The organism is Roseomonas sp. 18066 (assembly GCF_902706185.1).
Classification (GTDB): Bacteria; Pseudomonadota; Alphaproteobacteria; order Acetobacterales; family Acetobacteraceae; genus Pseudoroseomonas.
Window position 1 is genome coordinate 1 of record NZ_CACSJM010000082.1, and the last position, 19,224, is coordinate 19,224.

Annotated in this window: 20 protein-coding genes; 11 read left to right on the forward strand and 9 right to left on the reverse strand. The window is 71.0% G+C overall.

Translation table 11 applies throughout. The annotated features are described in order from the left end of the window. Positions 1–158: 158 nt before the first annotated feature. Complete coding sequence (locus tag GVN67_RS16920) at positions 159–1,088, reverse strand: FecR domain-containing protein (RefSeq protein ID WP_159998065.1); 930 nt, start codon at positions 1,086–1,088, stop codon at positions 159–161. Positions 1,089–1,097: 9 nt separating this feature from the next. Then, on the reverse strand, positions 1,098–1,661 hold the full coding sequence (locus GVN67_RS16925) for an RNA polymerase sigma factor (RefSeq protein WP_159998067.1): 564 nt from the start codon (positions 1,659–1,661) through the stop codon (positions 1,098–1,100). 553 nt (positions 1,662–2,214) lie between these two features. Here GVN67_RS16925 and GVN67_RS16930 point away from each other — a divergent pair. The 4 genes from GVN67_RS16930 to repB all read left to right on the forward strand — a co-directional run bounded on the left by GVN67_RS16930 (position 2,215) and on the right by repB (position 7,098). Further along, the gene (locus GVN67_RS16930; RefSeq protein ID WP_159998069.1) at positions 2,215–3,270 is read left to right on the forward strand and encodes a replication initiator protein A; all 1,056 of its coding nucleotides are present in this window, start codon (positions 2,215–2,217) and stop codon (positions 3,268–3,270) included. Between the two features lie 214 nt (positions 3,271–3,484). Beyond that, a complete protein-coding gene (repC, locus tag GVN67_RS16935) occupies positions 3,485–4,762 on the forward strand; it encodes a plasmid replication protein RepC (RefSeq protein WP_159998071.1) in 1,278 nt (425 codons plus the stop codon). 33 nt (positions 4,763–4,795) lie between these two features. Continuing rightward, positions 4,796–6,010 (forward strand): plasmid partitioning protein RepA, encoded by a 1,215-nt coding sequence (repA, locus tag GVN67_RS16940; protein ID WP_159998073.1) that lies wholly within the window; start codon positions 4,796–4,798, stop codon positions 6,008–6,010. Then, positions 6,010–7,098: a plasmid partitioning protein RepB gene (gene repB, locus GVN67_RS16945; RefSeq protein ID WP_159998075.1), complete on the forward strand. Its 1,089-nt coding sequence runs from the start codon at positions 6,010–6,012 to the stop codon at positions 7,096–7,098. Before repA ends, repB begins: the two co-directional genes overlap by 1 nt. A gap of 47 nt (positions 7,099–7,145) precedes the next feature. Here repB and GVN67_RS16950 read toward each other — a convergent pair whose 3' ends face one another. Next, positions 7,146–7,403 (reverse strand): hypothetical protein, encoded by a 258-nt coding sequence (locus tag GVN67_RS16950; RefSeq protein WP_159998077.1) that lies wholly within the window; start codon positions 7,401–7,403, stop codon positions 7,146–7,148. A 52-nt stretch (positions 7,404–7,455) separates the two neighbouring features. After that, the gene (locus GVN67_RS16955; protein ID WP_159998079.1) at positions 7,456–7,713 is read right to left on the reverse strand and encodes a hypothetical protein; all 258 of its coding nucleotides are present in this window, start codon (positions 7,711–7,713) and stop codon (positions 7,456–7,458) included. Between the two features lie 245 nt (positions 7,714–7,958). Here GVN67_RS16955 and nhaA point away from each other — a divergent pair, with 245 nt between their 5' ends. Both nhaA and GVN67_RS16965 read left to right on the forward strand, forming a co-directional pair. Next, positions 7,959–9,146, forward strand: coding sequence for a Na+/H+ antiporter NhaA (gene nhaA, locus GVN67_RS16960; RefSeq protein WP_159998081.1), 1,188 nt, complete (start codon positions 7,959–7,961; stop codon positions 9,144–9,146). Positions 9,147–9,604: 458 nt separating this feature from the next. Continuing rightward, on the forward strand, positions 9,605–9,811 hold the full coding sequence (locus GVN67_RS16965) for a hypothetical protein (RefSeq protein WP_159998083.1): 207 nt from the start codon (positions 9,605–9,607) through the stop codon (positions 9,809–9,811). A 25-nt stretch (positions 9,812–9,836) separates the two neighbouring features. Here the strand turns inward: GVN67_RS16965 and GVN67_RS16970 are convergent, their stop codons facing one another. From GVN67_RS16970 to GVN67_RS16990, 5 genes are all read right to left on the reverse strand, one after another. Beyond that, positions 9,837–10,172 (reverse strand): hypothetical protein, encoded by a 336-nt coding sequence (locus GVN67_RS16970; RefSeq protein ID WP_159998085.1) that lies wholly within the window; start codon positions 10,170–10,172, stop codon positions 9,837–9,839. Positions 10,173–10,251: 79 nt separating this feature from the next. After that, a complete protein-coding gene (locus GVN67_RS16975) occupies positions 10,252–11,142 on the reverse strand; it encodes an NAD(P)-dependent oxidoreductase (RefSeq protein ID WP_159998087.1) in 891 nt (296 codons plus the stop codon). Beyond that, positions 11,139–12,026 carry an amidohydrolase gene (locus GVN67_RS16980; RefSeq protein ID WP_159998089.1) on the reverse strand — a complete coding sequence of 296 codons (888 nt, stop codon included), beginning with the start codon at positions 12,024–12,026 and terminating at the stop codon, positions 11,139–11,141. The genes GVN67_RS16975 and GVN67_RS16980 overlap by 4 nt, the downstream gene beginning before the upstream one ends. Next, a complete protein-coding gene (locus tag GVN67_RS16985) occupies positions 12,023–12,991 on the reverse strand; it encodes a tripartite tricarboxylate transporter substrate binding protein (RefSeq protein ID WP_159998091.1) in 969 nt (322 codons plus the stop codon). The genes GVN67_RS16980 and GVN67_RS16985 overlap by 4 nt, the downstream gene beginning before the upstream one ends. Before the next feature lie 91 nt (positions 12,992–13,082). Continuing rightward, on the reverse strand, positions 13,083–13,886 hold the full coding sequence (locus GVN67_RS16990; RefSeq protein WP_159998093.1) for an IclR family transcriptional regulator: 804 nt from the start codon (positions 13,884–13,886) through the stop codon (positions 13,083–13,085). A gap of 161 nt (positions 13,887–14,047) precedes the next feature. Here GVN67_RS16990 and GVN67_RS16995 point away from each other — a divergent pair, with 161 nt between their 5' ends. The 5 genes from GVN67_RS16995 to GVN67_RS17015 are packed head-to-tail and all read left to right on the forward strand — an operon-like array spanning position 14,048 to position 19,218. After that, complete coding sequence (locus tag GVN67_RS16995; RefSeq protein WP_159998095.1) at positions 14,048–15,373, forward strand: aspartate aminotransferase family protein; 1,326 nt, start codon at positions 14,048–14,050, stop codon at positions 15,371–15,373. Positions 15,374–15,399: 26 nt separating this feature from the next. Then, entirely contained in the window at positions 15,400–16,467 is a 1,068-nt protein-coding gene (locus GVN67_RS17000) for an ABC transporter substrate-binding protein (protein ID WP_159998097.1), read from the forward strand. A gap of 1 nt (position 16,468) precedes the next feature. Next, positions 16,469–17,527 (forward strand): ABC transporter ATP-binding protein, encoded by a 1,059-nt coding sequence (locus tag GVN67_RS17005; protein ID WP_159998099.1) that lies wholly within the window; start codon positions 16,469–16,471, stop codon positions 17,525–17,527. Then, positions 17,508–18,395, forward strand: a complete 888-nt coding sequence (locus GVN67_RS17010) for an ABC transporter permease (RefSeq protein WP_159998101.1) — start codon at positions 17,508–17,510, stop codon at positions 18,393–18,395. The genes GVN67_RS17005 and GVN67_RS17010 overlap by 20 nt, the downstream gene beginning before the upstream one ends. Further along, positions 18,382–19,218, forward strand: coding sequence for an ABC transporter permease (locus tag GVN67_RS17015; RefSeq protein ID WP_159998103.1), 837 nt, complete (start codon positions 18,382–18,384; stop codon positions 19,216–19,218). Before GVN67_RS17010 ends, GVN67_RS17015 begins: the two co-directional genes overlap by 14 nt. Positions 19,219–19,224: the final 6 nt, after the last annotated feature.

Here is a 19,224-nt window from a genome sequence, read left to right on the forward strand (position 1 = left end):
GGGTTGTATTTAAGAGACAGCCAGAGCAGCAGCCTCGCCCCCCCGTTCCGCAGCACCTTGACCATGAGCTCTCCTGCCTGATCGACATCACCGTTCCAGGGTCTGACGAACGGGGCGGCGGCTTCGGGCCGTGCTGGCAGCCGTTTTTTTCGACGGCCTCAGTAGATGACGGTCAGCACGTCGCCGGCGCGCAGCAGGCGCAGGCCGAAGACCTTGGCGAAGCTGGCCAGCGCCTCCTCCGGCCGGGCCAGGTCGAAGGACCCGCTGATGCGCCGCCCGGCCACCGCCTCGGAGGCGATCACCACCCGCCCGGGCAGATGCCGGAAGATCTGCGCCGCGACCGAGGCCAGGCGCTGCTCCTCGAAGATCAGCCGGCCCTGCCGCCAGGGCGCCGCCATGTCAGGCGACAGCGCCACCACCGGGCCCAGCGCCCCCGCCCCGTCATAGAAGACCCCCTGCCCTTCGCGCACCGGCACGGCCAGGCCCTCGGCGCGGCCGCGCACCGCGACCTCGTGCTCGACCACCGCGACGGCGACGCCCTCCTCCAGCAGGTTCACGTCGAAGGCAGTGCCGGTGACGGTGACGCTGCCGCCGCCGGCCTCGACCACGAAGGGCCGCGCCGGGTCGGCGGCCACCTGGAAGAAGGCTTCGCCCCGCAGCAGCACGACGCGGCGGCTTTGCGCGGAAAAATCCTCGGCGATGGCGCTGCGGCCGTTCAGCTGCACCCGCGACCCGTCGGACAGCACCACCACCGGCATCTCGGCCGCCGCCGAGACCCGGTCGGCGCGCAGCCAGGTCAGCGCGTCGCGCCAGCCGGCGGCACCCCCCGCCGCCAGCAGCAGGAGCGCGCAGAAGACCGGCAGCCGCACCCGGCCGCGCCGGCGCAGCAGCCGCTTGGTGAAGGCAGGGTCGGAGACCAGCGCCGCATCGGCATCGCCCAGCAATTGCCGCGCCTGCCGCAGCGCCACGGCATGCGCCGGGTCCTCGGCCAGCCAGCGGTCGAGCGCGCGCGCCTCGGCCGCGCCCAGCGCGCCGTCATGCAGCCGGATCGCCCAGTCCACCGCCTGGCCGCGCACCCCGTCCCGCATCGGCGCCGGTCAGTCCAGCGCGGCCACGCTGTCCAGGCAGGACAGCATGGCATTGCGGATATGCCGGTCGACCATGCGGCGGCGGATGCCCAGGCTCTCGGCGATGCGGTCCTTGTCCATGCCGCCCAGGCGATAGGCGATGAAGACGGTGCGGCATTGCGGCGGCAGGCTGGCGATCGCCAGCTTCAGCCGTGCGACGCGCTTGTCGCGGTCGCCGCGCTCGCCGGCCGGCAGCGCCAAAGCGGGGACGCAGAGCGCGCGCTCATCCAGCAGCAGGAACAGCCGGCGCTCGAAGCTGACGCGCCGCAGCCGGTCGATGCCGAGGTTGACCGCGGCGCGCAGCAGGAAGCCGCGCAGCGAGGCCTTGCCGTCGAGCCGCGCCGGGTCGCGGGCGAGCGCCACATAGAGGTCGTGCACCACCTCGCCGGCGGCGACCTGGCTGCGCACCCGGTGCCGCACCGCCTGCTTCAGCTCGTCGTAATACTCGGTGATGGCGTGGTCGAGCAGCGCCTTGCCGGACAGGTCCAGCCTCAGGTCCAGCCTCAGGTCCAGCCTCAGATCCAGCTTCTGCATCGCCATCCATGCCGCTTCGACGCCCTATCCCTGGCAGTTCGCATGGAATGCGGTTGCGAGGCAATATCATTAAACCGGCGAGCCAAGGGCCTCGGACAGGAATATATTGCTATTCGAGAGCTCGTTAGGCTATCCCTGGCCCGGTCAGCGGCCGAGCCATGCCCGCGGCCGATTATCGGAGGCGAAACCCCGAGCGCGCCGCGGCGAGACCGCCCGGCCCCCTGCCCTGCCCCGGCAGCGGACGGCAAAGCCCTTGCTGGAGACGCTTCCTGCCGGTTGCGGCCCGGCAAATCGCACCTGGCGTCGAATCGCGCCGGGCGCGAGTCGGCGAAGGGGCGGTTGCAGCGCCGAATCGCGGTGGATCCGGTGGATAAAGCCCGCGGCGCAGATGCGCTTTGAAGCGCCCATGCCCGGGCGATTCGCCTTTGATTCGGGCTTTCGGAGGCGAAACCCCGAATCTTTCCCCTGATATCGGAGGCGATACCCCGAACCGACCCTCTCGCAGCCGCCCGGCGCTTGTGCATTGTGGCAGCCAGACAGCGCAGGCGCCGGCATGGCACGCCCGATTTCCGCGCGGACGAAGGCTGCGAAGGCCTCCGAAAACCGCCCCGACCCCGCCCCGCCCGATCAGGGCCCGGGCGGCGCCGGGACGGCCGCGCCCGCGGCAGCACGGCGGCCGCGGGAGACCACGCCCGACCTGTTCGACAGCCCGCTGCGCGGCAAGCTGCGCGGCCAGCGCGGCATCATGGCCTATCCCTTCTTCCACCTGGGCAAGACCGCGCCGTCGCGCGAGTTGCTGCGCTACGACGACGGCCAGGTGCGGATCGAGGTGGCGCCGGGCCCGGCCGGCATGGCCACCATCTACGACAAGGACCTGATCCTCTACATCGCCTCGCTGATGGCCGAGCGGATGCGGCGCGGCGAGCTGCGCCCCGACGACGCCCGGCCCGACCGCGAATTCACCTTCACCGCGCATGACTTCTTCCGCGTCGCCGGCCGCGACACGGCGGGCAAGGCCTATGACCGGCTGCTGCAGATGCTGCAGCGGCTGCAGGGCACCCAGGTGCGCACCAATATCGAGATGGGCGGCGAGGGCACCGACGGCGTCTTCTCCTGGATCGACGCGGTCAACACCCGCTACCGCCGCAACGCGCGCGCCGAGAAGGAGCTGGTCAGCGTCTCGGTGACGCTCTGCGCCTGGCTCTATCGCGGCATCCTGAGCGACACCCGCCTGCTGACCTTCGCCGAGGGGTATTTCGACCTCGCCCCGCTGGAGCGCCGCCTCTACGAGATCGCTAAGGCCGAGGATGTCGACGAGGCCGGCTGGTCGATCGGCATCGAGGATCTGCATGCCCGCGTCGGTACCCGCGGGCTGCTGCGGCATTTCGGCCAGTTCCTGACCGAGCTGGAGCGCAGCCAGCGCCTGCTCGAATTCGAGATCGGGCTGCACCGCCCGCCCGCCGAGACGCAGCGTCGCGGCCGCCCTGGCTATGAGGGCACCGTGGTGACGCTGCGCGCCCGGCCGGCCGGTGCCCGCCCCCCTGCCCTGCCGGCGCCGCCCGCGCGCGCCGGCGACCCCGCGGAAGGAGACACCCCAGGGAAGAGCTGAGCCAGGCAGGGCCTGGAAAAAGCAAAACCCCGCTTTTGCAGAGCGGGGCTTGCTGAACATGCCGGAGCCGGTGGACGCCGGCCCTGTGGGAATGTCCTGGACAGCCATTCCGTAGGGTCATCCGCTACCGTTGGTCAAGCGCGAAACATCGTTTCGGCGCTGCCGGGGGCCTGCGCCCGCTCCGCTTCCCTCTCTGATCGAAGGAACGGGCAAGGTGGACACCATCATGGTTCCGCGCGGCACCGCCATTGGCCTGCGCAAGCTCACCGTCAACCACCTCGCGGCCCACCGGCTGGCGGGGGATGCCACCGGCCTGCCCGAGGGCATGCGCCATCCGAACCAGCTGCTGGCGCTGCTGCGCCGCGCCGCGCCCTTCCTGGGCCAGACCCGGCTGCTGCCGCTGATGGAGGCGCTGTTCCGCTTCACCCAGCCGCAGGACTGGGCGCCGGAGGCCGAGCCGATCGTCTGGCCGAGCAACGAGGCGCTGGCGCTGACGCTGGATTGCAGCGAGCGCCATGTCAGCCGGCTGCTCGCGGCCGCCATCGAGGCGCGGCTGATCGCGCCGCGCGACGGCACCGACCGCAAGCGCCGCGGCTGGCGCGAGCAGGGCCGCATCGTCGCCGCCTGGGGCTTCAGCCTGCGCCCCCTCGCCGCCCGCCACACCGAGTTTCTTTCGGTGGCCACCGCTGGCGAGGCGGGGCGACGGGCGCTGCAGCAAGGGCGCCGCGCCGGTCGCCGGTTGGCTCAATCCTTTTCCCAATTGCGCGCGCTGGCGGCGGCCACCGGGCAGGAAGCGGCGGTGGAGGGGCTGCTGTTGGCGGCCGCGGCGCAGCTCGGAACGCTCAGGCGGATCGAGGCGCCGGCGGCGCTGGAAGCCGCGCTGGTGGCGCTGGGCGGGCTGGAGGCGACGCTCCGGCAACGGCTGGAAACCGCGGTGGAAAGCGGGAAAATGTCAGGCTCGCCTGACGCGGGAGTCAGGCCCTTAATACCTACGAAAGACTCTGAAGAAACTAGAGCTTCTACGGTAGCCGGGCCGGATTGCTCGGCGCCGGTGGTGGAAGCGGCATGGGAAGAAGCGCCTGCGACGCTGTCGGCGCGGGAGCTGGTGCGCCTGGCGCCGCGGCTCGGGGGATGGCTGGGAGCAGGGCGGCCTGATTGGCCCGCGGTCAGCCAGGCGGCTTCGACCCTCGCCCAGGAGATGGGCATCCCGCCGGGGCTCTACGGCCAGGCCTGCCGGAGGCTTGGGCGGCAGCCGGCGGCGCTGGCCGTGGCGCTGATCTCGACCCGGGAGCCAGCGCATTTCCACACGGCGGGGCCCGGCGGCTATCTGCGCGGCATGCTGCGCCGGGCCGAACGGGGCGAATTGCACCTGGAGCGCAGCCTTCACGGGCTGCGAGAAAGGCAGGCTTCGGCGATGCGCGAGTTGACGGCCGTCAACTATCACCAGACCGCCCCTTCCCGTGGCCCAGAAAAATGCGATATTCTCGGCTGATAGGCTTTGCATCCGCATCTGCGATTGGAATCCATGGATAGCTCGTCCGGCCCCCGCAAGCCGCTCGCGGATATCGACACGATCGTCGCCACCCAGGCGCAGGAGCTGTCGGAAAAGCTGCAGGCGCATCGGCTGGAGCTGTTCCCGCCGGCGGCCCAGAAGCCCTTGCGTGCCTTCCAGGCGGCCGAGGTGGCCAAGCTGCTGGGCGTGAAGAGCGGCTATCTGCGCAACCTGTCGCTGGAAGGGAAGGGGCCTGCCCCCACCGTCACCAGCAGCGGCCGCCGGTCCTATTCGGCCGACCAGCTGCAGGAGCTGCGCGCCTATCTGGATGAGACCGGTCGCGCCAGCCGCCGGTACCGGCCGCATCGCCGCGGCGCCGAGCATATCCAGGTCATCGCCGTGGTGAACTTCAAGGGTGGCTCCGGCAAGACCACGACGACGGCCCACCTGGCGCAGCACCTGGCGCTGACCGGGCATCGCGTGCTGGCGGTCGACCTCGACCCGCAGGCCAGCCTGTCGGCCCTGCACGGCTTCCAGCCCGAATTCGACCTCGGGCCGAATGAAAGCCTCTATGCCGCGCTGCGCTACGATGACGAGCGCCGGCCGCTGCGCGACATCATCCGCCCGACCAATTTCCCCGGCCTCGACATCGTGCCGGCGAATATCGAGCTGATGGAGTTCGAATACGACACGCCGCGCGTGCTGGCGACGCATGAGGGCGGCACCACGGGCAAGGATTTCTTCGCCCGCCTCGACCAGGCGCTGGCGGCGGTGGCCGACGACTACGACACCGTCGTCATCGATTGCCCGCCGCAGCTGGGCTACCTGACCATGGCGGCGCTGTGCACGGCTACCGCCGTGCTGATCCCGGTGCATCCGCAGATGCTGGACGTCATGTCGATGTGCCAGTTCCTGCTGATGCTGGGCGATGTCATGACGCATCTGAAGAATGCCGGCGGCCAGCTGCGCTACGACTGGCTGCGCTATCTCGTCACCCGCTACGAGCCCAGCGACGGGCCGCAGACGCAGATGGTGGGCTTCATGCGCAGCCTGTTCGGCGGCCATGTGCTGACCCATCCGATGCTGAAAAGCGTCGCCATCTCGGATGCCGGCATCACCAAGCAGACGCTCTACGAGGTGGAGCGGCGGCTGTTCACGCCGGCGACCTATGACCGCGCCATGGAATGCCTGGACGCGGTGAATGGCGAGATCGAGCAGCTGGTCCATGCGGCCTGGGGGAGGGGCTGATGGCGCGGAAGAACCTGCTGGCGGGGCTGACCGAGCCGAAGTTGACGGCCGTCAACTCGGAGGAGCCGCGGCCGGTCCGCGCCATGGCGCTGCCCTTCGCCGGGCGGGGCGCCGTCGGCGCCGTCACCCGCAGCATCGAGGACCTGGCCGCCAAGGCGAGTGCTGCGCGGGAGCTGGAGGCGCGGCTGACCTCCGGCCAAGTGATCGTGGCGCTCGATCCGGCGGTGGTCGACGCCTCCTTCATGGCCGACCGCATGGCGCAGGATGACAGCGAATACCTGGCGCTGCGCGACAGCATCGCCCAGAGCGGCCAGGATTCGCCCATCCTGCTGCGCCCGCATCCCAGCGCCGAGGGCCGCTACCAGGTTGCCTTCGGCCATCGGCGGCTGCGCGCCGCCCGCGACCTGGGCACCAGCGTGCGCGCCGTGGTGCGCCATCTGACCGACCGCGAGCTGGTGCTGGCCCAGGGCCAGGAGAACAGCGCGCGGGCCAACCTGTCCTTCATCGAGCGGGCCCGCTTCGCCCATCGGCTGGAGCAGAGCGGCTATGACCGTGAGACCATCATGCTGGCGCTGAGCGCCGACAAGACCACGGTGTCGCGGCTGATCACCGTGGTGGAGCGCATCCCGGCCGCGGTGATCGAGGCCATTGGCCCCGCCCCGGCCACCGGCCGCGATCGCTGGGTGGAGCTGGCGACGCTGATCCAGCGCGGCGGGGCAGGGGGGGCGGAAGCCATCCTGGCCAGGGCTGACTTTGCCGAGGCGCCCTCCGACGCGCGGTTCCAGCTGCTGCTGGCCGGGCTGGAGCCACCGCGTGACCTGCCAGCCGATCATCCGGAGCCAGGCGGGGACGACATCGCCGCCCGCCCCGAGACCGAGCGCGAGCCGCCCGAGGCCTGGATCCATTCCAGCGGCACTCGGGTGATGACGGTGACCACCGGCCGGCGGTCGACCGTGCTGGCGATCGACCGCCGTGCCGCGCCGGGTTTCGACAGCTTCCTGCTGGCACGGATGGAAGCGCTTTTCTCCGAGTTCCTGGCCAGCGAGATGCCCGCGCCCCGGCGGGACCGGACGAGGCGTTCGTCCTGACGCCCTGGAAACGCCCCCCATAGGGCAGGGGAGGGGGCTCGCGCCGGTCAATTGCCCAGGTGGAAGCGCTCCCGCAGCCGGGCCAGCGCCTTCTCCCGGCGCGAACGCTCGGTCATGGCCTGCATCAGCTCCTCGCCCTGCAGCCGGAAGGCCCGTCCGGCAGCCGCATTCTGCGGGTCGGCGCTCAGGGCGACCTTGGCGGTGGCATAGTGCTTGGTCAGGCGGCTGACCGCGGCATCCCAGCGCTGCAGCTCGTCGAAGGCGCGTTGGATGGCCTGCCGCTGGGCGGCAGAGGAAGACGTCATCGGGGCATCCTGATGGGTCATGGACCGCGGCGCGACGGATCGCCTCGACGCTCTAGAAAGGGCGCAGCGTCTTGCGCAGATGCGCCACCAGCATCTCGCAGCGGTGCCGCTCTGCCATGGCCTGCATGAGGCGGTCGGATTTCGTGGTGAAGACCGCAGCCGCGGCCGCGCTGTCGCGGTCGGTGTTCACCGCGACCTTGGCGACCGCATATTCCTTGGTGACGCGGTGGACGATGCCGTCCCAGTGCCGCTGCTCGACGAGCGCGGTCTTGAGCGAGGGCATGGCATCGGTGCGAAGCGTGAGCGGCATAAAGATTTCCTGCTGAGGTCGGCGCGGAATCAAGGCATCCCCGTCTGGACCGGATCACAGGCACGATAACTAAAGCTTATCGTGCAAAATAGGCAGGCTGCGGCTGGCGGGATTTGTTCGCCAGGTTGCCGCCGCTGAGAGCTAATGCGATACAGATTGCGGGTGCAGTTCCAGGAATGGAGCGGGCAGGGCGTAGCGTTGGTCGGGCCGCCAACGTGCATAGCCTATGCCTGGAATGTACCTTGATGACCCAGCATGCCCATGCTCATCCGAGCGCCCTACGGCGATTTCTGGAGGGGCAGTCTTCTGCCGGCCTCGTCCTGATGGCTGCAGCCGCCCTCGCGCTGATCATCGCCAATTCGCCTTTGGCACCTGCTTACGAAGCCTTGCTGCACAGCTACCTTGGACCGCTCTCCATCGGCCACTGGATCAACGACGGGCTGATGGCAATCTTCTTCTTGCTGGTTGGTCTTGAGATCAAGCGGGAAGCATTGGATGGGCAGCTGGCGACCTGGCCCCGCCGTGCTCTGCCAGGCATTGCCGCAGCTGGCGGCATGGCGGTGCCAGCGCTGATCTACTTGCTGTTCAATAGCGGACCGACTGCCCAGGGTTGGGCCATCCCCGCCGCGACCGACATTGCTTTCGCGCTCGGCGTCATCTCGCTGCTGGGCAAGCGGGTGCCGGCTTCGCTCCGCGTCTTCCTGGCAGCCCTCGCCATCATCGATGATCTTGGCGCCGTCATCATCATCGCCTTCTTCTACACGGCAGGCTTGTCGTTGCCGGATCTCGCCGGCGCCGCCATCGTGGTGGCGGCTTTGGTCGGCCTGAACCGGCTTGGGGTCCAAAAGCTCCTTCCCTACCTGCTGCTGGGCCTGGTGCTCTGGGTGCTGGTGCTGCGCTCCGGCATCCATGCCACGCTGGCAGGCGTCATCCTCGCTTTCACCATCCCGCTGCAGCTGACGCCGGCAAAGCCAGACACCGCCGTGGACAGCCCACTGCATCGGTTGGAGCATGCGTTGCTCCTGCCGGTTGGCTTCCTGATTGTGCCGATCTTTGGACTGGCCAATGCCGGCGTGCCTTTTCTGGGCCTGCCAGCCGAAGCGTTGGCAGCACCTGTCACACTCGGCGTCGGAGTTGGCCTGCTGTTCGGCAAGGTCATCGGCGTCTTTGGCTTTTCCATGCTCGCCATTCGGCTGGGCCTGACGGACATGCCCGCCTATGCGGGACGCCGTCAGATGGTCGGCGTGGCGCTGCTGTGCGGGATTGGCTTCACCATGAGCCTCTTCATCACCTTGCTTGCATTCCCGGGTGACCCGCTCCTGCAAGCCGAAGCAAAGATCGGCATTCTGGGTGGGTCGCTAATTTCTGGACTGCTTGGCTATGCACTGCTGCGCACAGCGCCGCAGGACTGGCCGGGCACACCGTCCCGGTAGGGCATAAATGGAAACAAAAGCTTATCGTGCAAAGGCAGCGCCGCAGCAGCCATGCCGTCTTGCAGGCGCCGTCACATCGGCAAAAAGAACCGCCTTGCGCCGTCTTGATCAGGACGCAACCACGCCAGCCTGCCAGGACGGGTAAAAGACACCCGATGGCTGGCGGTTTATTGTGTCGTTTTCGGGAAGCGCCAGAAATCCATGCGCGTCACGAGACCATGGCAGGTAAAAGCAGGAATAGCACTTAATCTTTTAGACTATTCTCGTGGCGGCCAGCGCCAGCGGTGCTTTGCGAGGATTGTCGCAAGGCCTGGGCATGAGCGCGGCCGGACAGAGAAAGCTGCGCAGTTCCTGCAACCCGCCGGCCAGCCGGCACCGTGCCATCAGCGCAGATTGCAGTGGCGGCGGGCCGGGCAACCCGTTCATTCTGCCTCTGGGATGAAACCGGGGAGGGGGCCATGCCACAACCAGACCAGGCCGCCAGGGCGATCGATGCCCTGGTGGATGACATCGAGGGTCTCGCCCGGCGCGGCAGCGTCCGCGCCGAGGAGGTCTTCGCCCTGCTGCACCGGGCGATCGGCCGCCGCGCCGCCGACCACCCGCTGGGGAGCGAGGCCGATGCGCTGGCCGCCGCGCCGCCAGCCCGGCGGGCCTCGGCCGGGTGAGCCGCGCAGCGGACCGCCCTGGCCATCACCGACGATCGGCGGCCCAGCGCTTCCGCGCCGCATGGCCCAGCGCCTGGGCCGCCATCACCCCCACCATCCGCCGCGCCGCCTGCATCGCGGCCAGGCTGCTGGCCCGCGCCGGGTCGGGCCCGGCCGGCCGGGACGGGATCAGCGGCAGCACCGCCTGCGCGGCTTTCAGCCACAGCGCGCGCTCGGCCGTGGCCTTCGGGGCGTGGCCGGCCAGCCAGGCCTCGGCCGCGGCCTCGCCCACCAGCGGCGCCAGGGCGGGATCGACCGTCCTGGCGCGGGCGGCGGCCCAGTCGAACATCTCGCGGAGACTCGCCTCCACCGCATCCAGCATCGTCGGTCAGCCCCCTGGCGGCATTGTTGCCCAGCGGCGACGCTTCGGCTGCAACTTAAGCTAAGGCGGCGGCAGAAAATCAGCGATTGTCGGCGGGGGGTGCATAGAGCTCGCTGATCGAGGCGCTGTCGCGCAGCCCGTGGCCCTGCGCGACATAGGCGCGGTACTGCGCCGCCGCGGCCTGCACCATCGGCAGGTCCAGGCCCTGCGCCTCGGAAAAATGCCCGACGGCGTCGAGGTCCTTCAGAAGCTGCCGGGCATAGCCGGAGGGCGGCTCGAAGTCGCGCTGCTGCATGCGCGGATAGATCCGCCGCAGCAGCGCGCTGTCGGCATGGCCGCCGGCCAGGCAGGCGGGCAGGGCGGCGGCGTCCAGCCCGGCGGCCTCGGCCAAAGCCAGCGCCTCGGCCATCAGCACATAGCCGGCGCCGACGATCGCCTGGTTCAGCATCTTTGCCAGCTGCCCGGCGCCGGCCTCGCCCATGCGGGTGACATTGGCGCCCAGCGCCTGCAGCACCGGCGCGGCCTCCGCGACATCGGCCGCGGCGCCGCCGGCCATGATGGTCAGCGACCCTTCCAGCGCCGCCTGCGGCCCGCCGGAGACCGGCGCATCGACCCAGCGCAGCCCGTGCTCCGCCCGCGCCTGCGCCGCCATGGCGCGGGTGGCGGCGGGATCGGCGGTGGAATGGTCGATCAGCAGCGTGCCGGGCCGGGCGCCGGCGGCCAGGCCGTCGGCGCCGAGGACCACCGCGCGCACCGCCTCGGCGTGCAGCACGCAGGTCACCAGGATATCGGCCTGCCGCGCCAGCGCGGCGGGCGAGCCAGCGGCGACGGCGCCGTAGGGCAGCACGGTGTCCAGCCGCTCCGCCTCGCGGTTCCAGACGGCGACGGCATGGCCCTGCGCCAGCAGGCGGCGGACCATGGCCTCGCCCATCAGCCCGATGCCGGCGAAGCCGATGCGCAGCGCGGTCATGCCGCGCCGCCCGTGCGATAGACCGCGCGGGCGGTGTCGCGGAACAGCAGCGCCTGGTCCTCGGGCGGCAGAGACGCGGTGATCGCCTTGAAGCCGGCAAAGATGCTGTCGAGGCTGCCGCAGAGGCTGTCGACCGGAAAATTGCTGGCGATCATGCAGCGGGCGGCGCCGAACAGCGACACGGTCTGCAGCACGATGTCGCGCTGGTCCTCGGCGCGCCAGGGGCGCCCGGCGATGCCAAGGCCCGAGATTTTCACGCGAACATTCGGATTGTCGGAAAATCGCGCCATGGCCTCGCGCCAGCCGCGCAGGCTGTCGGCGTCGCGCCCGGCGGGCAGGCCGGTGTGGTTCAGCACGATCAGCGTCTCCGGAAAGTCGCGCGCCAGGGCGCCGGCCTCGCCCAGGTTGCGCCAGGGCGTCTGCAGGTCGAAATGCAGCCCGAGCCGGGCCAGCGCTGCATAGCCGCGCCGCCAGGCAGGGTCCGACAGCAGCGCAGCATCCTCGCCCGGCTTGTGGCGGATGCTGCGCACCAAGGGGCACCCGGCCTGCCGCGCCAGCTGGTCGGCGGCATCGGCATGGTGCAGCCAGCCTTGCGCGACGATGGCGTTCGGCCAGCCGTGGCGGGCGTGCAGCGCCTCGGCATAGCGGGTCTCGCCGAGGCCATCCTCGGGGTCCCATTCGGTCTCGACATAGACGGTCTCGGCGACGTCGTGCCCCGCGGCGTCGCGGCGATAGTCGTCGGGCAGATAGTCGCGCTTGATCGCCGCATAGTCGCCGTAGCGGAAGGCGACACGGGCCCCAGGGGCCAGCCACGGGTTGCGCCCGCGCGCCGGCTCCCAGAAATGCTGGTGCGCATCGACCATCGGGCCGGACCAGCCGGTCATGCCTTGGCCAGGCCCAGCGCGCGCAGCAGCTCGGCCGCGGTCACCGCATAGTCGCGGGCGAAACGCCCGGCGGCGTCCGGCGTCTCCCAGACCGGCACGATGCCGCGCTGCGCCAGCAGGCCGCGCACCTCGGGCTTCGCCTGGGCGCGGCCGGCGGCCTCCAGCAGGCGGCGATGCGTCTCCTCGGGCAGGCCGCGCGGCCCGACCAGCGCGAACCAGTTCTCGAACGTCCAGTCCAGGCCGGATTCGACCAGCGTCGGCAGGCCGGGCAGCACTTCCAGCCGGTTGCGGCCCATCACGGCGAGGCCGCGCGCCTGGCCGGCATCGATCAGCGGCTTGCCCTCGATCGGCGAGCAGGTGGCCATGCTGATGCCGCCCGCCACCACATCCTGCATCGCCGGCGCGCCGCCCTGCGAGGGCACCCAGCGCACCTGGTCGGCCTCCATCCCCGCCGCCCGCAGCATCCCCGCCAGCGCGATGTGCCAGGACCCGCCCAGCCCGCTGCCCGAGGCGGTGTAGAGGCCTTTGCGACCTTCCTTGATGGCGGCCAGCATCTCCTGGACGCTCTTCCACGGGCTGCCGGCGCGCACCGTGACGCCGGCCGGGATGGTCGCCAGGCGGGAGAGGATGTCGAAGCTGTCGGGCGAGATCTCCGCCATGCCGAGCGCGCGGAAATAGGAGATCTCCGAGCTGGCGACGCCCAGCGTGTAGCCGTCGGGGCGCGCCGTCGCGATGGCGCTGTGGCCGACCACGCCATTGCCGCCGGTGCGGTTGACCACGTTCACCGGCACGCCGAGCTCCTGCTCCAGGCCGGAGACGAAGATGCGGGTGACGCTGTCGGCGCCGCCGCCGGCGGCCCAGGGCACCACCATGGTCACCGGCCGCGCCGGCCAGGCCTGGGCCCGCGCGAGAGACGGCATCGCCAGCAGCCCGCCGGCGAGGCCAAGAACAGAGCGCCTCAGCATGATCGGATCCTTCCCCGTGGCGGCGCCAGATCCGCTGACGGGATCTTTGGGACGCTGCCGCCGGAAATTCACTGCCGCGGCGGGGCCGCCGTCAATCGGAAAGCGGCGGGGATGGCGCGCCGAGCGCCGCGCCGACCTGGCGCAGCATGGCCAGCAGCGGCGCGCCCACCGCCGCCAGCCGCGGCACCTCCACCGCGAAGCCGATGGCCGAGCAGCTGAAGCTGAAGACGCTGCCGTCGCGCGGATCGACGAAGGGCGCGCCGATCGCCGCCACGTCGTCGCGCAGCTGGCCGATGACGATGCAGAATCCGCACTCCGCGAGCTGCGCGAAGGAGGCGGCGATGGCGGCCTGCTGCGCCGGCCAGCGCCCGCCGGCCAAAGCGCGCAGCCGCTGCAGCGTCTCGTCGCGCCGGCGCGGCTCCATGGCGAAGAGCGCGGCATGGCCGAGGGCGGTGCGGCCGATCGGCAGCCGCGCGCCCATCTCGCTCGCCACCACCACCTGGCCGGCCTTCTGCGCCAGCTCGAAATGCAGCATCTCGTCGCCGACCGGCATGGCCAGGTCGACCGGCAGGTCGATCGCCTCGCTGAGGCCGCGCATCAGCGGCGCCGCGATGCCGCGGATGTCGAGATTGGCCAGCCGCGCCAGGCCGAGCCGCAGCGCCGCGGGGCCGAGCTGCCAGCCGGCGCCCTCGACCCGGTCGAGATAGCCCAGCGCCGCCAGGCTGAGCGCCAGCCGCGACAAAGTGGAGCGCGTCAGGCCGAGCTGCCCGGCCAGCACCAGCCCGGAGACCGGCCGCGGCGAGGCGGCCACCGCCTCGAGGATCTGGAAGCTTTTGCGCACGGCGGTCGGCACGGCGGCGGGATCGGCGGCGGGATCGGCGAAGGGGGCGGTCATGACGGCAGGCTAGGGCAGCGGGACCCCGCCAAGCAATCCCGTATTTTGGGAAGCGATCCTGCATATTGACATCGATGCCGAATCGTCATGTGGTGGGGCCAAGCGACAAAGGGGGGGCGCCGATGCGGCAAGCCACCCGCAAGGGGAGGGGAGCACCTGGCATGAGCCGGATCCTGCATCGCAGCCTGCGCAACGACCCGCTGCTGGCCGTCTCCGGCCGCGGCCTGCTGGTACAAGGCGCGGAAGGCGCGCCGGTGATCGACGCCTCGGGCGGCGCGGCCGTCGCCTGCCTCGGCCATGGCGACGAGCGCGTGGTCGCCGCCATCACCGAGCAGGCGCGGCAGATCGCCTACGCCCACACGGTCTTCTTCAGCTGCGCCGCGGCCGAGGAGCTGGCCGACCTGCTGGTCGGCGAGGCGCCGGGCGGGCTGACGCACGCCTATTTCGTCTCCTCCGGCTCGGAGGCGATGGAGGCGGCGCTGAAGCTGACGCGGCAGTATTTCCTGGAGATCGGCCAGCCGCAGCGGCACCGCTTCATCGCGCGGCGGCAGAGCTACCATGGCAACACGCTGGGCGCGCTCGGCCTCGGCGGCAATTTCGCCCGGCGCGACCCTTACGCGCCGATCCTGGCCGACTGCTTCAGCCACGTCTCGCCCTGCTTCGCCTATCGCTTCCAGGGCGCGCAGGAGAGCGACGCCGACTATGTCGCGCGGCTGGCCGCCGAGCTGGAGGCGGAGTTCCAGCGCCTGGGCCCGCAGAATGTCGCGGCCTTCGTCGCCGAGCCGATCGTCGGCGCCACGGCCGGCTGCGTCACCGCGCTGCCGGGCTATTTCCCGGCGATGCGCGCGGTCTGCGACCGGCATGGCGCGCTGCTGATCCTCGACGAGGTGATGTGCGGCATGGGCCGCAGCGGCACGCTGCATGCGTGGGAGCAGGAGGGCGTCACCCCCGACATCCAGACCATCGCCAAGGGGCTGGGCGGCGGCTACCAGCCGATCGGCGCGATCCTGGCGCAGGGCCGCATCGTCGCGGCGCTGACGGCGGGCTCGGGCGCCTTCAAGCACGGCCATACCTACCAGGCGCATCCGGTGGCCTGCGCCGCGGCGCTGGCGGTGCAGCGCATCATCCGCGACGACGCGCTGCTGGAGAATGTCCGCGCCATGGGGCAGCGGCTGGAGGCGGCGCTGCAGGACCGCTTCGGCAACCACGCCCATGTCGGCGACATCCGCGGCCGCGGCCTGTTCTGGGCGCTGGAATTCGTCGACGACCGCGCCAGCCGCAAGGCCTTCCCCGCCGCGCGCAAGGTCAGCGAGGCGGTGAAGGACGCCGCCATGGCCGCCGGCGTGATGATCTATCCGATGGGCGGCACGATCGACGGCGTGCAGGGCGACCATGTGATCATCGCGCCACCCTACACCGCGCAGCCCGGCGACATCGACGCGATCGTCGCCCGGCTGGGCGATGCGGTCGACGCGGTGCTGGGCTGATGAAACGCCAGATGGGAACCAGCAGCATGCCTGTCCTCACCCGCCGCGGCCTGCTGCAGGGCAGCGGCACCGTGCTCGCCGCCGGCCTGGCGCGGCCGGCCTTCGCGCAGGGCGCGGTGCCGGCCAAGCCGGACCGCATCGTCGTCAACGCCTCCGGCGGCGCCATGGCGAACTTCCTGCGCCGCGCCTATTTCGCCGATTTCGAGCGCGAGCACGGCATCCGCGTCATCGACACCTCGCCGGTCGATTTCGGCAAGCTGCGGGCCATGGTCAACAGCGGCAATCCGGAATGGACGGTGACCGAGATCGGCGGCCAGGATGCCGACCGGGCGCGCGAGATGAACCTGGTCGAGCCGATCGACACCGCGATCGTCGACCTGTCGAAATACCCGGCGATCGGCAAGCAGTCGCATATCTTCGTGGGCTCGGCCTATTCCACCGTGCTCGGCTTCCGCAGCGACGTCTTCAAGGACGGCAGCCATCCCAAGGGCTGGGCGGATTTCTGGGATGTCGCCCGCTTCCCCGGGGCGCGCTCGCTGCGCAACCATCCGGTGGACAACCTGGAATTCGCGCTGCTGGCCGATGGCGTGCCGATGGACCAGCTCTATCCGCTCGACATCGACCGCGCCTTCCGCAAGCTCGACCAGATCCGCCCGCATATCGCGGTCTGGTGGAGCACCGGCGCGCAGCCGGCGCAGATGCTGGTCGACAAGGAGGTGGTGCTGGCCACCGGCTGGAACGGCCGCTTCTTCGAGCTGGCCAAGAAGAACGCGCCGGTCGGCTCGGAATTCCAGGGCGGCTCGCTGAAGAGCAGCGCCTGGGGCATCCCGCGCGGCACCCGCAACGCCTATTGGGGGCAGAAATTCCTGCAGACCATGACCAATCCGCGGCTGCAGGCGATCTATGCCACCGAGCTGTCCTATGCCGGGCTGCATCCGGACACGGTGAACTACGTGGCCGAGGAGCTGCGCCCGCTGCTGCCGACGGCGCCGGTCAACCTGGCCCGGCAGTTCTGGCTCGATGTCGCCTGGTGGACCGAGAACGGGGCCCGGGCGCAGGAACGCTGGAACCGCTGGATGCTGCAGCGGGGTTGAGGTGCAGCTCTCCGTCACAGGCATCGTCCGCCGCTTCGGCACGGTCGCAGCGCTCGGCGGCGTCGATCTCGACGTCGCCGAGGGCGAGTTCCTCACCATCCTCGGCCCTTCGGGATCGGGCAAGACCACCCTGCTGAAGGCGATCGCCGGCTTCGAGATCCCCGACGAGGGCGCGGTCACGCTCGGCGGGCTGGATGTCACCCTGGCGCCGCCGCGCAGCCGCGAGGTCGGCATGGTCTTCCAGAACTATGCGCTGTTCCCGCATATGAGCGTGGCGCAGAACATCGCCTTCCCGCTGGAGATGCGCCGCCGGCCGCGCGCCGAGGTGCGCCAGCGGGTCGAGGCGGCGCTGCGCCTGGTCGAGCTGGAGGGCATGGCCGCGCGCCTGCCGCGGCAATTGTCGGGCGGCCAGCAGCAGCGCGTGGCGCTGGCCCGCGCCGTGGTCTTCGACCCGAAGCTGCTGCTGCTGGACGAGCCCTTCGGCGCGCTCGACCGCAAGCTGCGCGAATCGCTGCAGCTCGAGGTGCGGCGGCTGCAGCGGCGGCTCGGCCTGACCACGCTGTTCATCACGCATGACCAGGAGGAGGCGCTGATCATGTCCGACCGCATCGCGGTGATGGACAAGGGGCGCATCCAGCAGATCGGCCGGCCGGGCGACCTCTATGCGCGCCCCGCCAGCCGCTTCGTCGCCGACTTCCTGGGCGAATCCAACCTGCTCGAGGGCCGCGCCGGCCAGGGCGTGGCGCAGCTGCCCGGCTTCGGCGCGGTGCCGCTGCCGGGCGCGGCGGCCCAGCCCGACGGGCCGGTGACGCTGCTGCTGCGCCCCGAGGCGCTGCGCGTCGAGGCCGCCGCCGCGCCGCTGCCCTGCCGCGCGACGGGCACCGTGCTGGAGACCGTCTTCCTCGGCCAGTCGGCCAAGCTGCGGCTGCGCGTCGAGGGCGGGGCCGAGATGCTGGCGCGGCTGCCGCTGCGCCCCTCCGACCCGCCGCCGCCGGCGGAAGGCGTGGTGGTCACGCTGGGCTTCGCGCCGGAGGACCTGCATGTCGTCCCGCAAGGCTGACCCCGCTGGCTTCGCCGCGCCGGGGCATGGCCGCCGCGTGGTGGCGCGCCGGCGCGAGGCGGGGCTGCTGCTGCTCGGCCTGCCGGCGCTGCTGCTGCTGGCGCTGGTCTTCGCCTGGCCGGTGCTGCGGCTGCTGTCGCTGTCGGTCGAGGGCGGCACGCTGGCGCATTTCGAGAAGGCGGCGCTGGACGGGCTCTATGTCAGCGTGCTGCTCGACAGCCTGCGCATCGCAGCACTCGTGACGGCGATCTGCCTGGTGCTGGCCTACCCCGTGGCCTTCTGGCTGTCGCGCGCCGGGCGGCTCGGCCTCGCCATCGGCATGTTCGCGCTGCTGCTGCCGTTCTGGACCAGCGTGCTGGTGCGCACCTATGCCTGGCTGGTGCTGCTCGGCCGCAACGGCGTGGTCAACCGCACGCTGCGCGACTGGGGCTGGACCGAGGCGCCGCTGCCGCTGCTGCACAACACCACCGGCGTGCTGATCGGCATGGTGCATGTGCTGCTGCCCTACATGGTGCTGCCGGTCTATGCCGCGCTGCTGCGGGTCGATCCCGACCTGACGCGCGCGGCCGAGGGGCTGGGGGCGCCGGCCTGGCGCAGCTTCCTGCGGGTGACGCTGCCGCTGTCGATGCCCGGCGTCTCGGCCGGCTGCGCGCTGGTCTTCGTGCTGTCGCTGGGCTTCTTCATCACGCCGGCGCTGCTCGGCGGCGGCCATGTCATCATGATCTCGATGCTGATCGAGCAGCAGGTGCGCGAATTCCTCGAATGGCCCTTCGCCGCCGCGCTGTCGACGGTGCTGCTGCTGGCGACGCTGGCGATCTACGCGCTGATCGGCCGGCTGACACGGGGGGCGCGCCTTGCCACGTCATAGGCCCCGCTCCAACAGGCCCCGCTCCAACAGGCCGAGCCCCGGCAAGATCCTGCTCGGCGCCTTCGCCGGGCTGGTCTTCTTCTTCCTGCTGCTGCCGCTGCTGGTGGTCTTCCCGATCTCGCTGTCCTCGGCCGCCTATCTGCAGTTCCCGCCGCCCGGCTTCTCCTGGCAGTGGTACCAGCGCTATCTCGACGATCCGGGCTGGATCGAGGCGACCTGGCGCAGCCTGCAGGTGGCGGCGCTGTGCACCGCGCTGGCCATGGGGCTCGGCGTGCCGCTGGCCTTCTTCCTGGCGCGCTCGCGGCTGCCCGGCGTGCGGCTGCTCGACCGGCTGACCGCGGCGCCGATCATCGTGCCGACCATCATCCTGTCGATCGCGCTCTACGGCGTCTTCGCGCGGCTGCAGCTGGTCGGCGAATGGTATGGCCTGGCCATCGCGCATACCGTGCTGGCGCTGCCCTTCGTCGTCATCCTGGTCGGCGCCGGGCTGCGCGGCTTCGACGAGACGCAGGAGCAGGCGGCGGCCGGGCTGGGCGCCGCCTGGCCCTGGATCGTCTGGCGCGTCACCCTGCCGCAGCTGCGGCCCAGCCTGGTCTCCGCCGCCTTCCTGTCCTTCGTCAGCTCCTTCGACGAGCTGGTGCTGGCGATGTTCCTGTCGGGCGCGGCGATGACGCTGCCGAAGAAGATGTTCGACAATATCCTGATGGAGATCGACCCGACCATCGCGGCGGTGTCGGTGCTGCAGATCCTGCTGGTCGCCGTGGCCCTCGGCCTGACCAGCCTGTTCGGCCGTGGCGCGCTGACCACGACCATCACGCGCTGAGGCAAG